Below are 14,031 nucleotides of genomic sequence, written 5' to 3'. Positions count from 1 at the left end.
GGGCATCCGCCGTCGTTGTTCAGTGTGGTCGGCGGAAACTAACTAGGCGATTCGCCCCGGAACAGGGAGGCGAAAAGCCATGCCAGGGCACCAAGTGCACCTGCCATCAACAGCATCCAGAAAACACTCGCCTGCCCTAGCGGGTGGGGATTGCCCACGGCAAAAATCCCCGCCATGCCAATACTGAAACCAGCCACTGCAAGGACCGTGAAACCGTTGAGCAACCACAACGGAAGCCAATGCTTCAAAGAAGCATGTGAGGCCATCAGCCCAGCCACGAAAAATCCACCGAGCACCGGAAGCAGCACCAAACCCCAGGTGTAGGTCACGCGCCATTCGCCACCGACCAGGAACATGGCAAAGAGCAACCCAGTGACGACTCCGGCGGTGAGTGCGCCTAGCGTTGGCACATCCCGCCACCTGATGCCCGATCCTGTGACTGGATGTGCCGGTGACATGCGAAATCCTCCTGACAAGATTGAACCCACCCTAGCTGCCACCCCGGTTCCATTGCCGACGCATGGGCTTTTACGGGACAAGCCCCCGAAACCACCGGGTCTCACATAATGTGTACCCATGGCCCAACTGCACGAACTCGTCACCCCAGACTCGATCCGACTGGGTGTCCGCGCGCGCAACTGGCGATCCGGTATCCGCGCTGCTGGGAAGTTGCTCTCCCACGCCGGGGTGACATCACCCGCCTACACGGATGCCATGATCAAGAACGTGGATGAGCACGGGCCCTACATTGTGATTGCACCCGGCTTTGCCTTTGCCCACGCCCAAGCTCCTGGACTGGTCAAGCACACCGGTATGTCATGGGTACGGCTGAAAAAGCCCGTTAAATTCGGTAATGAACTCAATGATCCCGTGACCTTGATTGCCGCCTTGGCTTCAGCGGACAGCACCCAACACATCCAGGCCATGCGGCAGTTGATGGCCGTGGTGGACAACAACCACACGCGAACCCGTCTTCAAACTGCCGTTGATGTTGAGGAGTTCTTGGCCATCCTGGGGCGCGTTGAAAAACAGTGAACACTGAATTTCACTCTTGACTCACGCAGGTTTCACGCAGGCCACACCCAGCAAATTCGGCGTAGGCTCAGATCCGTGAGTTCATCCACGTCATCCCCCAAAACCAGCCCCTGGTCGGACAGCTTGGGGCGAGCTGCCATTCGGGGTTTACAGCTCTTGGTCCTTGTGGCCGTTGTTGCCCTGCTCATTTACGGGCTGCTGGCCGTAAAAGTGGTGGTCATGGCCTTGCTGGTTGCCCTGATCTTGGCCTCGGCAGTCCGCCCCGTGGTGGCTTGGTTGGAGCGCCGCAGCTGGCCCGGGTGGGCATCGGCGCTGTTGGTGTTCGTGGGCTTGATCCTGCTGCTGGGAAGCGTGACCACCGGAGTGGTGTTCGGTATCCGGGATGGGTGGTCCAACCTCATGTCCTCTGCCACCTCCGGGTGGCATCAACTCCAGAGCTGGATTCATGACGGTCCGCTGCCGATTCCCGTTGACGCCAACACGGTCAATTCGGCGCTGTCTCAACTACAGTCCGCACTCACCAGCACTCAGGCCGAACAGAGCGCCATTGCGGGTCTCTCCGTGGCCTCTGAGGTTGTTGCCGGCACCATCCTGATGATCGTCGCTCTGTTCTTCTTCATCAAAGATGGGCCTGGCATGTGGGCATTTGCCCTCAGCTGGATTCACGGGCCGTCCAAGGACAAGTTCGACGCCTCCGGGCAGCAAACCGTCAAGACTCTGGGTGGTTACACCCGCGGTATCGCCTTGATTGCCACGGTGGATGCTCTTCTGATCGGCGTGGGGCTGTGGATCTTGCAAATACCTCTTGTCATTCCCCTGACCGTGATCATTTTCGTCACGGCTTTCATCCCGATTGTGGGCGCTCTGCTTGCGGGCACACTGGCCGCGCTGGTGGCTTTGGTGGCCAGCGGGCCGGTGGCCGCGTTGATCGTGGTGGCCATTGTGGTGGTGGTTCACCACATCGACGGCTACATTCTCCACCCCCTCATCATGGGCAAAACCTTGCATCTCCACGGCTTGGTGATTCTGCTCGCCGTGGCAGCCGGTACCTTGTTGGGCGGGGTGGCCGGCGCCATCTTGGCCGTACCGATCACCGCAGTGGCTTGGGCCGTCGTCAAGATTTGGACCGCCAGGGACGCTGGCCCCGCTCCCACCCCCGCCGTCGTCACCGCGAACGACGACGACGGCGCCCCGGGACCACTTACAGCACCGGATGATCAAACAGCGGTTCCACAATAGGACCGGTTCAAGGCTTACCCAGCGCGACCACAATCTGGTTCCAGTAGAACTGCTCCAACCCCTTTGTCCTGTAGCGAGTCTTCTGGGTTATAGAGTGCGCAGGCTTTGAGGCTGAGGCACCCGCATCCAATACAACCGTCCAGACGATCTCGTAGCCGTTCCAACCGTTGAATTTGTTGATCGAGTTTGGGTCGCCAGGCTGCGCTCAGCCGATGCCAATCGGACTTGGTGGGAGTTCTACCGTTGGGCAAGGTCTCTAGCGCTTCTCCGATTTCATCCAAGGTCAGACCCACCCGCTGCGCGGCACGGATGAACGCCACTCTGCGCAGAGTGGCTTGGGCGAATCGGCGCTGGTTACCGCCCGTGCGGTGTGCCTGAATCAAATCCAAGTCCTGGTAGTACCGCAAAGCGGAGGTGGCTACACCGGACCGCTGCGCCAGCTGACCAATCGTCAGGTCCATCTCTACTCCCTTGACTTCAAGTGAACTTGAACTTGAAGACTATCCTCATGTCTCGATCACTGACACTCAATACCCATCAACTGATGAGTCGGCTCACTGGCGACGAGAAACACTCGGCTGCTGCAACCTCCACTCTGGACGTTCTGGAAGTTCTCTACGAACATGTGCTGAACGTGTCACCCGCCCAGTTGAACGATCCAGAGCGAGATCGCTTCTACCTCAGCAAAGGGCATGGACCTGCGGCCTATTACGCGGTCCTGGCCAAGCGAGGTTTCTTCCCGGTCGCCTGGTTGGACACCTTCGGAAAGTTCAACTCTCCGCTGGGTCACCACCCAGACCGCAACTTAATACCCGGAGTCGAGATCGCATCTGGCTCCCTGGGACACGGTCTTCCTTTGGCTGTCGGAACGGCTTTGGGTCTAAAGGCCCAAGGGTCATCGGCGCGAGTCTTCGTCCTGGTCGGTGACGCTGAACTAGACGAAGGCTCGAATTCCGAAGCCATAGAGTTCGCTCCTGCAGCAGGATTGAACAACCTCACGGTGATTGCAATTGACAACCACTCATCGTCCTACGCCATCCGTGGGCAAATGGCGCGCCGTTTCGCTGTGAATGGGTGGCGCACCCAAACGGTTGATGGGCATGACCAGGACAGCATCCAAGCTGCGTTGTCAACGCAAGATTCGGTGATCCCTACAGCCATAATCGCCCAGGTGGAGGACAAATGATGGACACTCGACAACAGTTCACTTCGACCGTTTCAGAGTTCGTTGAGCAGGAACACGATGTAGTGGCCCTCTACGCGGAAATCTCTGGTCAATACTTGGATGAGGCTCGACAGCGCCACCCAGACCGGGTCATCAATGTAGGAATCAGAGAGCAATTACTGGTGAGCGCTGCCGCTGGAGTTGCCCTGTCCGGGATGCGCCCTATTGCACACACCTTTAGTCCTTTTCTGGTGGAACGAGCATTTGAGCAGATCAAACTGGATTTCCTGCACCAAGGTGTGGGAGGTGTCTTGGTTGGCTCGGGTGGGTCCTTTGACATGTCTTCAGCCGGACGCACGCACCAGTCTCCGGGGGATGTGGCAATTCTCAGCTCCCTACCCGATGTCACCATTCATGCCCCCGGCACTACAGAGGAAGTTGATGCCGTCATCAAACATGCGATCGCTCAGAAGGGGCTTCACTACGTGAGGGTGGAGGCCCACACTAATTCGATCGCCCATACCGTCTCGACAAAGCTCCAGATCATCCGCCGGGGAGACGGGCCCGTGGTACTTGCACTCGGCCCCATCCTTGATGAGGTGCTGGCGGCATCTGACGATCTTGGCCCAACGGTCTTGTACGCCAACCAAGTCCATCCCCTGGACACTGATACTTTGGGTCAGCTCGCTCTCGGAACCCAAGAGGTTATAGTCGTGGAGCCCTGGTTGGAGGGTACCTCCGCCCATGCGGTGGCGCAGACCCTCAACACTCACCCCCATCGACTCTTGTCAATCGGCACCCAGCACCAAGAACTACGCCGCTATGGCAGTGCGGCAGAACATAGAAGAGCTCACGGGTTGGATACTGATGGCATCCGGAATCGACTTCAGCGCTTCCTGGCTCAATAGTTTCGCTCCTCGCCCAACCCAAGAGGCCCACTCATACCAAGTCATAGGTAACGTTCACTCATGGAGTCCCTTGACCTTGAAGCTCACCCAGACCAGGCTACCAGGCTATGTCTGGCATCCCAGGCGCGCTTCATGCTCGCTGCCGATGCCTTGAGCGACGACGACGTAACCGCCCCAGTATTCTTCCTGGTTGGTCACGAGCCCACGTGATCACCCACGTAGCTCGAAACGCTGACGGTCACACTCGTCGGTTGGAAGGGGTGCTCAGGAACGACGATGTCGCTCGCTACCCTGGCGGTTCCGAACAGCGCTGTTCGGAGATCGAGGCGGGCGCGAGTCGCTCGGCTGCCGAGCTTGCCGCAGACCTTCGCCGATCACAAGATCATCTTGTAACTGTCTTGCATCGGTGTGTGGCCAGACGATGGCCGTACGCTGAACTGATGGCACAGGATTCTTACCCGGTGCGTGGCTGTCCCGCGCACCGCCTGCGTGAAGTCGAAATGCACCACGTGGATTTGAACATCGGGTACACCCCGCACCAGTGGCCACAAACACTCCCCCTGGATCACCGCACTCCGTAGGCTTAGCTCATGGTGACACTGCACGAGCTGGCAACCCCTGACTCCATTCGATTAGACGCCCAAGCCGGTGACTGGCGCCAAGCCATGCAGGCAGCCGGCGACCTTTTGGTGGCTGCGGGAGTCAGCAAGGATTCCTACACCGAGTCCATGATTGGCAACGTGGAGCAGCACGGGCCCTACATCGTGATTGCCCCAGGTATTGCGTTCGCCCATGCCCGCGCCAACAACGACGTTCACCGCACCGGCATGGCCTGGGCGCGCCTTGCTGAGCCGGTCGCCTTTGGCCACGACTCCAACGACCCCGTGACACTGGTGGCTGCTCTGGCTGCCAAGAACAGTTCGGCGCACATCATGGCCACGCGGCAACTGGCAACCCTGTTGGAAGACCCCCAGAAGCGCGCTGCCTTGGACACAGTGGGCACACCGGAGGAATTTCTGGCTGTGTTGAGGTGAGCCCCGATCGTGGTTCCCTCGGACGATTGAACGGAGCACAGCGTCCCTCAGCCCAAGGCAACAGCATCGCCACGGGGAATGCGCGTAACAACCACGGCAACTCATCGTTGCACACCCCGTGAACGCCTACGGTTCTTCTATGGCAGCCCTCCATGAACTCTCGAACTCTGAGTCCATCCGCCTGGACGTTTCCGCCAACAGTTGGCAGCAAGCCATCCAAGCTGCGGGTGATCTACTGGTTGCCACCGGGGTCAGCAATGACTCCTATACCCAGGCCATGGTGCACAACGTGGAGCAGCACGGGCCCTACATCGTGATTGCCCCAGGGTTCGCCTTTCCGCACGCTCGTGCCCAGGGCAATGTGCACCACACGGGGATGTCTTGGGTTCGACTGCGTGAACCAGTGAGCTTTGGGCACCCAAGTAATGACCCTGTCACGTTGCTCGCCGCATTGGCTGCACCGGATGCCTCTGCACACCTACAGGGCATGCGGCAACTCGCAACCCTGCTGAGCGATCCAGACACCCGCCAAGAGCTGGATGATGCCGCAACACCGGAGAACTTCCACGCCATTCTGCGTGCGGCTTCGGTTGAAGCAGCAGCCCCTCGCAACACCAACGACGACGCCGGAGGCGCGCCGTCGCTGTCCAACGCCGACTCCACTGCGGCGCAAGCCAGTTCCCAGAAGACCAAGAACCACATCCTGACGGTTTGCGGCAACGGGCTGGGCACCAGCTTGTTCTTGAAGAACACCTTGGAGAAAGTCTTGGATGAGTGGGGGTGGAGCCCCTATCTCTCCGTGGAGGCCACAGACACCATCTCCGCCAAAGGCAAGTCCAAAGATGCTGATCTAATCCTGACCTCCGGTGAGATCGCTCGCACATTAGGTGATGTGGGTATTCCCGTAAAAGTGATTGCCAATTTCACTAGCACCCAGGAAATTGACGCAGCATTGCGTGATTCCTACGACGTCTGAAATCCACCAACGTTAGGGGCAAAGCACCATGAACTGGCTGGTAGCCATAGCGGAATTCCTGGTCAATGAAATCCTTTCCGTACCTGCGTTTCTGATCGGCATCATCACCGCCGTCGGTTTGATCGCATTGCGCAAAGGTGCGGGTCAAGTCATCGGTGGAGCCATCAAAGCCACCCTGGGCTTTCTTCTGATCGGCGCCGGAGCCACCCTGGTGGTGGCCTCACTGGAGCCCTTGGGAACCATGATTCAGGGGGCAACCGGCGCGCAGGGCGTGGTGCCGACCAATGAGGCCATCGCAGGCATTGCCCAGGCCGAGTTCGGCGGCCAAGTTGCCTGGTTGATGATCTTAGGCTTTGTGGTCTCGCTGATCCTGGCCCGTTTCACACCGCTGCGCTACGTGTTCCTGACCGGCCACCATGTCTTGTTCATGGCCACCATGTTGACCATCATCTTGGCCACGGCTGGTTACAACAGCACGTTGGTTGTGGTGGTGGGCGCAGCACTGCTGGGCATCCTGATGGTGTCCTTGCCCGCTCTGGCCCACCCGTGGACCCGACGGATCACCGGGGATGACAGCATTGCCATCGGGCACTTTGGCACGGCCGGTTATATCGCGGCTGGTGCCACGGGTCGTTTGGTGGGCGGCAAAAGTCCCTCTACGGAAGATTTGAAACTGCCGGAAGGACTGCGCTTTCTACGCGATTCCATGGTGGCCACGGCCCTGTCCATGGCAGTGATGTACGTGGTGTTGGCAGTTCTGTTCATGGCGCGCGCCGGGACTGACGCAGCGTTTGAGGCTTTTGAAGGTGGTGCCGCCAGCGTTGGTAATTACCTGATGACCTCCGTAACTTACGGGCTTCAATTCGGTGTTGCTGTGGCCGTGATTCTGTTTGGTGTCCGCACCATCTTGGGGGAATTGGTTCCCGCGTTTCAAGGAATCGCAGCCAAAGTTGTTCCGGGTGCAATCCCGGCCCTGGATGCACCGATTGTTTTCCCTTACGCCCAGAACGCCGTGCTACTTGGTTTCATATCCAGTTTTGCGGGTGGTCTGATCGGCTTGGTCGTGCTGACCGCGTGGCTCAACCCGGCGTACGGAATCGCGCTGATCCTTCCCGGTCTGGTGCCGCACTTTTTCACGGGTGGCGCCGCCGGCGTTTACGGCAATGCCACGGGTGGTCGGCGTGGTGCTCTGGCCGGCGGTTTTGTGAACGGTCTGATCATCACGTTCCTGCCCGCGTTCTTGTTGTCCGTGCTCGGCACGTTCGGAGGAGAGAACACAACCTTCGGTGACGCTGATTTCGGCTGGTTCGGTCTGGCCGTGGGCTCGGCCGCGCGTATTGGTGAAATCGGCGGACTGATCGTGATCCTGCTGATCGGCCTTGTCCTGCTGGGAGTCGCCATCCTGGTGCAGCGCAAAGTGGTGGATCGCGGCTGGGACCCAGCGCCCAACAGACCCCGTCCGGGCGCCGACGACGCCCCGCCGCCCACCGCTGGCACGCAGTCCTACGCCAAGATTCCACCGCCCGCAGGCGCACCCAAGCCACCGCCACCGTCATCGCCGACAGCGTGAGATGCGGCTCCGAAACCGACGAGTTCTGATCAGCGCGGGAGCGGCACCATGTGGTCTCAAACCAGCCCAAGAGCCACTCCAGCGGCGGTGGTGCTCAGTCCACAACCTCAGCCAACGTGATCCGGTCCATGGATTGGCTGCGCGTCACACCGGTCCACAGACGACACACCTGGTTTTCTGCGGTACGGACCAACACGGCGTCGTCGTTGGGCTTGAGCAGGTCCGGCTGCTGGCCATGGATCACCTGATCGAACAGTGACCGCGCCTCTGCCTCTGGTAGTGGATCAGAGCTGCGGATTCGGTAATTGAGGTTGCTGCTGCGGAAGTCAGCTTCCACCAAGACCACAAATGCACTCACAATTCATATCCTCTCGTCAGGCATGTCCCCGCCAACCTGGTCATTTGCCCAAGCCATATGAGGCGCACTGTACTCCCACTGCACCACCACACGTAATCTGAGATACATTGACCCCTATGGGACGGTTCAGTTTCTTGGAGTGGCCAGTGGTGCGCCAGCTGCGTACCGCTGACTCCACGGCGCGCAGTTCCGCCACCGTCTCCGAACACACCCGGGAGCTGAGTTCGCGCAACGCCACCGCGGACTCCGTGGTGCAGAGCGTATGCCCCTACTGCGCAGTCGGTTGCGGGCAGAAGGTGTACGTCAAGGACAACAAGGTCATCCAGATCGAGGGTGATCCGGACTCCCCCATTTCCCGCGGCCGTTTGTGTCCCAAGGGTGCCGCCAGCGAACAGTTGGTCAACGCGCCGGGACGGCAGTATCACGTGCTTTACCGAGCCCCGAAAGCCAAGGACTGGCAACGGATGGAGCTCAGCAAGGCCGTGGACATGGTGGCCGAGCGCTTCATCGAATCCCGCCGTAACACCTGGCAGGACAAGGATGACCAGGGCCGCAGACTCAACCGCACCATGGGCATTGCCTCCCTGGGTGGGGCCACCCTGGACAACGAAGAGAACTACCTGATCAAAAAGCTCTTCACCGCGGCGGGTGCCCTTCAGATCGAAAATCAGGCGCGTATTTGACACTCCGCCACGGTTCCCAGTTTGGGAACCTCGTTTGGCCGCGGCGGCGCCACACAGTCGCTACAGGACATGGCAAATGCGGACTGCATTGTCATTCAGGGTTCCAACATGGCGGAGTGCCACCCCGTGGGTTTCCAGTGGGTTGCTGAAGCCAAGGCGCGCGGTGCTCGGATCATTCACGTGGACCCCCGGTTCACCCGGACCACCGCCATTGCGGACAAGCACGTGCCCATCCGGGCCGGCTCCGACGTGGTACTTCTGGGTGCCCTGATCAACCACGTGCTGAGCAACAATTTGTGGTTTGACGAGTACGTTCGCGCCTACACCAACGCCACCTACCTAATTTCTGAGGACTTCCAGGACACGGAGGATCTGGATGGGCTGTTCTCAGGATTTGACCCTGACAAGGGTGCCTACGATCTCACCTCCTGGACCTACCAGACCCGCGATCGCGGCCAGCGTGCGAACGCTGAGCACACGAATACCGAGCACCACGACGCCGGTGCGCGGCCGACGTCGGAATCCTCCACAGACGGTGCGGACCTCAGCGATCATGCCGAAGGCGAGTCCCACGGCAGCGGCGGACCGCCCACTGCCGCCGAGCCGCTACGGGATGAGACCCTGCAGGACCCAAACACGGTCTTTCAGATCCTCAAACGCCACTACCAGCGTTACACGCCAGAGATGGTGCGGGAGGCCTGCGGGATTTCGGAGGAGGATTTCAACTACCTGGCCCATTCCATCACGGAGAACTCCGGGCGTGAACGGACCACGTGTTTTGCCTATGCGGTGGGCTGGACCCAGCACACATTGGGTGCCCAGTTCATTCGCACGGCGGCCATCTTGCAGCTGTTACTGGGGAACATGGGCCGCCCCGGTGGTGGGATCATGGCGTTGCGTGGTCACGCCAGCATCCAGGGCTCCACGGACATCCCCACCCTGTTCAACCTTCTCCCGGGGTATCTGCCCATGCCAACGGTGGAGCTGCAGAACTCCGACGAGTACATCAACTCCATTGCCTCCAAACAGCAAAAGGGCTACTGGGCCAACGCGGACGCTTATACGGTCAGCTTGCTCAAAGCCTGGTGGGGGGATGCGGCACGTCCGGAGAATGACTGGGCCTATGACTACCTGCCCCGCCTGACCGGTCCGCACGGCACCTACCAGACGCTGACCGCCATGCTGCGTGATGAGGTGGAGGGCTACTTCATCCTGGGGCAGAATCCCGCGGTGGGCTCTGCTAACGGGCGCATGCAGCGCATGGGGATGTCTCACCTCAAATGGCTTGTGGTGCGTGATTTCAGTCTGATCGAATCTGCCACCTGGTGGAAGGACGGCCCGGAGATCGAGTCCGGGGAGCTGCGCACGGAGGACATAAACACGGAGGTTTTTTTCTTCCCGGCAGCCACTCACGTGGAGAAATCAGGCACTTTCACGCAGACTCAGCGCGTGCTGCAGTGGCGGCATCAAGCATTGCCACCGCCCGGGGACGCGGAAAGTGAACTGAAGTTCTTCTACGAACTCGGCAAGCGCATCCGCGAGCGCTTAGCAGATTCAACGGACCCGCGGGACCGGCCGCTGTTGGACTTGACCTGGGATTATCCGCTTCACGACGACGGCGATCCCGATGCCGAGTCGGTGCTGGCCGAGATCAATGGAAGGTTGCTGACTGGTCCGGATGCCGGCCAACCCTTGTCCAGCTACACCCAGATGAAGGCTGACGGTTCAACCTCCGGTGGATGCTGGATCTACACGGGTGTGTACGCGGATGGGATCAACCATGCCGCAGATCGGGTTCCGGGCCGCGAGCAGGATGAAACCGCCGCCCAGTGGGGTTGGGCGTGGCCTGCAAACCGCCGGATTCTTTACAACCGGGCATCGGCGGATCCCCAGGGGCGGCCGTGGAGTGAACGCAAGAAGCTGGTGTGGTGGGATGCCGACAGTGGGAAATGGACGGGCCAGGACATTCCTGATTTCCCCGTGGACCGCGCACCGGGGTCAGTGGCCGCGGACGGTGCCGGTGGACCGGATGCGTTGGACGGGGATGACCCCTTCATCATGCAGGCCGATGGCAAGGGCTGGCTCTTTGCCCCCAAGGGCATGGTGGACGGGCCGCTGCCCACGCATTACGAACCGCAGGAATCGCCGGTTCGTAATCCGCTCTATGCGCAGCAGCCCAACGCCACCCGTGAGTTGTTCCCCCGGTGGGACAATCTCACCGCAGCCAGCCAAGGTGATCCAGGGGCCGAGGTCTACCCGTACATGTTCACCACCTACCGACTGACCGAACAGCACACGGCCGGCGGCATGAGCCGCTGGCTGCCCTACCTGGCGGAGCTGCAGCCGGAGATGTTCTGTGAGATCTCCCCGGAACTGGCCGCCGAACGTGGGCTGGAACAGAACGGATGGGCCACCTTGGTCTCCCCGCGCGGTGCCATTGAGGCAAAGGTGATGGTCACCGAACGCATGACACCGTTGAACACCGGCGGTCGCACGGTGCATCAGATCGGTCTCCCCTATCACTGGGGGGTGGGCAACGACGCCGTGGTCAGCGGGGACGCTGCAAACGACCTCATGGGCATCACTCTTGACCCAAATGTGCACATCCAGGAGTCCAAAGTGGGTCTTTGTGACATTCAGCCCGGCCGCCGCCCGCGCGGCGCCAAGTTGGTGAAACTGGTCAACCAGTACCAGCAACGGGCAGGCTTGACCCCAGCAACCGGCAACACCCGCGTGACCGACCCAGCCAAGGAGGAGGACCGATGAGCACCCAGCCCCGTGACGGTAATCCCACCGCGGACGCGCATTACGATCACCCGCATTCCCGGCGGGGATTCTTCACGGACACCTCCATCTGCATTGGTTGCAAAGCCTGTGAAGTGGCGTGCAAGGAATGGAACCGTAATCCCGCGGATGGGGATTACAAGATCCTGGGCTCCTCCTATGACAACACCGGCGCGCTGGGTGCAGACACGTGGCGTCACGTGGCTTTCATTGAGCAGGAGAAAGAGCGGATTGAGCAAGCCCGCGAATCAGGGCGCAAGTTGGTCAGCCTGGGGATGCCTTCCGTGGGGGCACCGACCCCTGCCACCCAACAGACGGCTTCCGCCGGTGGGGGTTGTGGATCGGGGGGATGCGGTGCGGCGTCGTCGTCGACTTCGGGTGCCACCCCGGACACCCCGGAGTTCCGGTGGCTGATGTCCTCTGACGTGTGCAAGCACTGCACCCACGCGGGCTGCCTGGATGTGTGCCCCACGGGCGCGCTGTTCCGCACCGAATACGGGACGGTGGTGGTCCAGGACGATGTCTGCAATGGCTGCGGAACGTGCGTGGCGGGGTGCCCGTTCGGGGTGATCGAACGGCGCGACGACGGCCTGGTCACCACCCCCGCCGGCCGTGACATGCCGGACACCGTCAAGCGACCCGTGGACGGCGTGGCCCAGAAATGCACCCTGTGCTACGACCGCATGAAGCACGACGAAACGCCAGCCTGCGCCAAAACCTGCCCCACCACCTCCATCAAGTACGGGGACCGCGCGGACATGCTGGCCGCAGCCCAGCAGCGTGTGGCTCAGCTGCACCAGGAGGGTATGACGGAGGCTCGGCTGTACGGCGCCAATCCCAATGACGGCGTGGGTGGCACCGGCTCCATCTTCCTGCTCCTTGATGAACCAGAGGTCTACGGGCTGCCGCCCGACCCGCGAGTTCCCACCGCTGATCTGGCCCACACGTTCAAGCGCGCGGGCGTGGCCATGGCCGGGATGGCACTGGCCACGGCCGCGGCTTTTGTGGCGGGTGGCCGCAGGTGAGTGTTTCGGAGTTTGACAGTTACCGTCCGCCGGAGGGACGGCGTCGTCGTGGTCGCCGGTCCGGCGGACGGCCCGGGGGCCGTGGCAGCTGGTTCAGACGCGGCAACGACGGCGCCCGGGAGATGCCCGTGGTGCCGGATGCCGAGGTTGAGCCGTACACCTCCTACTACGGCCGCCCCGTGGTCAAGGCTCCCCCGTGGAAAAAAGAGATTGGCAGCTATCTGTTCCTGGGTGGTGTGGCCGGTGGCTCCGGGTTGCTGGCGCTGGGTGCACAACTGACGGGACGGCCGGTGTTGAGGCGCAATGCGCGATTGGCTGCCCTGCTCGGCTCTGCTGTTGGCAGCACGGCGCTGATCGCCGATCTTGGGCGGCCTGAACGCTTCTTGCACATGCTGCGCACCATCAAACCCACCTCACCCATGAGCCTGGGTTCCTGGATTTTGGTTTCCTTCAGCACGTGCGCGGGGGTGGCTGCGGTGTCTGAGGTGGACCATTGGACAGGTTCGCGGCTGCCGCTGGGGCCGTTGCGGTGTGTATTGCGTGCCGTGGAACCCGTGGCTGGGGTGGGTGCCGGGCTATTCGGTGCGCCCCTGGCCGGATACACGGCCGTGCTGCTTTCTGACACGGCCATGCCCACGTGGAACGCGGCGCGGGAGGATTTGCCGTTCGTGTTCGTCAGCTCTGCCTCCCTGGCCTCCGGGGGACTGGCCATGATCACCACCCCCGTGGATGAAGCGCGCCCGGCCCGATATCTGGCGCTGGCGGGTGTGGTGGGGGATGTGGTGGCGCAGAAGGTCATGGAATCCCGGATGGACCCGGTGGCGGCAGAGCCCTTGCACCAGGGAATGCCCGGTCAGTTGTTGAAGTGGACCGAACGGCTCCTGCTGGTGGGTGGTGTGGGCACGCTGGTAGGTGGCCGTCATCGGGGGCTTGCCGCGGTGTCCGGACTGGCGCTGTTGGGGGCATCAGCCTGCACTCGCTTTGGGGTGTTCTACGCAGGCTTGAACTCCGCCGCAGACCCCCGGTACACGATTGAACCGCAGCGGCGCCGGTTGGAGGCCCGCCGCGCAGCCGGCCAGACGGACGATTCCATCACCACGGTGGGGTGAACCTGGCGCCGTAGCCCCGGCCGCACCCTCGGGCACGCCGAGTGCGCAGTTTTGGGGCCCCTGCGCCGCCTTCTGCCCTGCCTCTCCCGCCGAGTTCGCACTTATGTGGCTCCCTGCGCCGCTCTCCGCCTACCTCCCACGCCGA

General features: G+C 61.4%; 15 protein-coding genes. 12 read left to right on the top strand and 3 right to left on the bottom strand.

Annotated elements, in window-relative coordinates:
- Nucleotides 1-38: 38 nt before the first annotated feature.
- The gene (locus tag Q4G32_RS04815) at nucleotides 39-410 is read right to left on the bottom strand and encodes a hypothetical protein (protein ID WP_303349620.1); all 372 of its coding nucleotides are present in this window, start codon (nucleotides 408-410) and stop codon (nucleotides 39-41) included.
- A gap of 166 nt (nucleotides 411-576) precedes the next feature.
- On the opposite strand from Q4G32_RS04815, the gene Q4G32_RS04810 reads away from it, so the two are divergent.
- Both Q4G32_RS04810 and Q4G32_RS04805 read left to right on the top strand, forming a co-directional pair.
- Nucleotides 577-1,035: a PTS sugar transporter subunit IIA gene (locus tag Q4G32_RS04810; RefSeq protein WP_303349619.1), complete on the top strand. Its 459-nt coding sequence runs from the start codon at nucleotides 577-579 to the stop codon at nucleotides 1,033-1,035.
- Nucleotides 1,036-1,110: 75 nt separating this feature from the next.
- Nucleotides 1,111-2,274 (top strand): AI-2E family transporter, encoded by a 1,164-nt coding sequence (locus Q4G32_RS04805; protein WP_303349618.1) that lies wholly within the window; start codon nucleotides 1,111-1,113, stop codon nucleotides 2,272-2,274.
- A gap of 14 nt (nucleotides 2,275-2,288) precedes the next feature.
- Here the strand turns inward: Q4G32_RS04805 and soxR are convergent, their stop codons facing one another.
- The gene (gene soxR, locus Q4G32_RS04800) at nucleotides 2,289-2,735 is read right to left on the bottom strand and encodes a redox-sensitive transcriptional activator SoxR (RefSeq protein WP_303349617.1); all 447 of its coding nucleotides are present in this window, start codon (nucleotides 2,733-2,735) and stop codon (nucleotides 2,289-2,291) included.
- Nucleotides 2,736-2,818: 83 nt separating this feature from the next.
- On the opposite strand from soxR, the gene Q4G32_RS04795 reads away from it, so the two are divergent.
- The 7 genes from Q4G32_RS04795 to Q4G32_RS04770 all read left to right on the top strand — a co-directional run bounded on the left by Q4G32_RS04795 (nucleotide 2,819) and on the right by Q4G32_RS04770 (nucleotide 7,927).
- Nucleotides 2,819-3,460: a thiamine pyrophosphate-dependent enzyme gene (locus tag Q4G32_RS04795; RefSeq protein WP_303349616.1), complete on the top strand. Its 642-nt coding sequence runs from the start codon at nucleotides 2,819-2,821 to the stop codon at nucleotides 3,458-3,460.
- Nucleotides 3,457-4,347 (top strand): transketolase family protein, encoded by an 891-nt coding sequence (locus Q4G32_RS04790; RefSeq protein WP_303349615.1) that lies wholly within the window; start codon nucleotides 3,457-3,459, stop codon nucleotides 4,345-4,347. Before Q4G32_RS04795 ends, Q4G32_RS04790 begins: the two co-directional genes overlap by 4 nt.
- A 60-nt stretch (nucleotides 4,348-4,407) precedes the next feature.
- Nucleotides 4,408-4,557, top strand: a complete 150-nt coding sequence (locus tag Q4G32_RS04785) for a hypothetical protein (RefSeq protein WP_303349614.1) — start codon at nucleotides 4,408-4,410, stop codon at nucleotides 4,555-4,557.
- The gene (locus Q4G32_RS13920; RefSeq protein ID WP_368660365.1) at nucleotides 4,527-4,928 is read left to right on the top strand and encodes a maleylpyruvate isomerase N-terminal domain-containing protein; all 402 of its coding nucleotides are present in this window, start codon (nucleotides 4,527-4,529) and stop codon (nucleotides 4,926-4,928) included. Before Q4G32_RS04785 ends, Q4G32_RS13920 begins: the two co-directional genes overlap by 31 nt.
- A 9-nt stretch (nucleotides 4,929-4,937) precedes the next feature.
- Nucleotides 4,938-5,381, top strand: a complete 444-nt coding sequence (locus Q4G32_RS04780) for a PTS sugar transporter subunit IIA (RefSeq protein WP_303349612.1) — start codon at nucleotides 4,938-4,940, stop codon at nucleotides 5,379-5,381.
- A 139-nt stretch (nucleotides 5,382-5,520) separates the two neighbouring features.
- Nucleotides 5,521-6,357 carry a PTS sugar transporter subunit IIA gene (locus Q4G32_RS04775; protein WP_303349611.1) on the top strand — a complete coding sequence of 279 codons (837 nt, stop codon included), beginning with the start codon at nucleotides 5,521-5,523 and terminating at the stop codon, nucleotides 6,355-6,357.
- A 28-nt stretch (nucleotides 6,358-6,385) separates the two neighbouring features.
- On the top strand, nucleotides 6,386-7,927 hold the full coding sequence (locus Q4G32_RS04770) for a PTS ascorbate transporter subunit IIC (RefSeq protein WP_303349610.1): 1,542 nt from the start codon (nucleotides 6,386-6,388) through the stop codon (nucleotides 7,925-7,927).
- A 94-nt stretch (nucleotides 7,928-8,021) separates the two neighbouring features.
- Here the strand turns inward: Q4G32_RS04770 and Q4G32_RS04765 are convergent, their stop codons facing one another.
- On the bottom strand, nucleotides 8,022-8,285 hold the full coding sequence (locus Q4G32_RS04765) for a hypothetical protein (protein ID WP_303349608.1): 264 nt from the start codon (nucleotides 8,283-8,285) through the stop codon (nucleotides 8,022-8,024).
- A gap of 116 nt (nucleotides 8,286-8,401) precedes the next feature.
- Between Q4G32_RS04765 and fdh the strand changes: the two genes are divergently transcribed.
- Genes fdh through nrfD form a run of 3 tightly spaced genes read left to right on the top strand, consistent with a single transcriptional unit; the run spans nucleotide 8,402 to nucleotide 13,886 of the window.
- Nucleotides 8,402-11,734, top strand: coding sequence for a formate dehydrogenase (gene fdh, locus Q4G32_RS04760; RefSeq protein ID WP_303349606.1), 3,333 nt, complete (start codon nucleotides 8,402-8,404; stop codon nucleotides 11,732-11,734).
- Complete coding sequence (locus tag Q4G32_RS04755) at nucleotides 11,731-12,777, top strand: 4Fe-4S dicluster domain-containing protein (protein WP_303349605.1); 1,047 nt, start codon at nucleotides 11,731-11,733, stop codon at nucleotides 12,775-12,777. Before fdh ends, Q4G32_RS04755 begins: the two co-directional genes overlap by 4 nt.
- Complete coding sequence (gene nrfD, locus Q4G32_RS04750) at nucleotides 12,774-13,886, top strand: NrfD/PsrC family molybdoenzyme membrane anchor subunit (protein ID WP_303349604.1); 1,113 nt, start codon at nucleotides 12,774-12,776, stop codon at nucleotides 13,884-13,886. The genes Q4G32_RS04755 and nrfD overlap by 4 nt, the downstream gene beginning before the upstream one ends.
- Nucleotides 13,887-14,031 lie beyond the last annotated feature (145 nt).

It is taken from the genome of Kocuria sp. (assembly GCF_030538595.1).
In the GTDB taxonomy this organism is placed as follows: domain Bacteria; phylum Actinomycetota; class Actinomycetes; order Actinomycetales; family Micrococcaceae; genus Kocuria.
The sequence above is the reverse complement of the archived record's forward strand: the minus strand, read 5'-3'. Positions and strand labels throughout refer to the sequence as shown.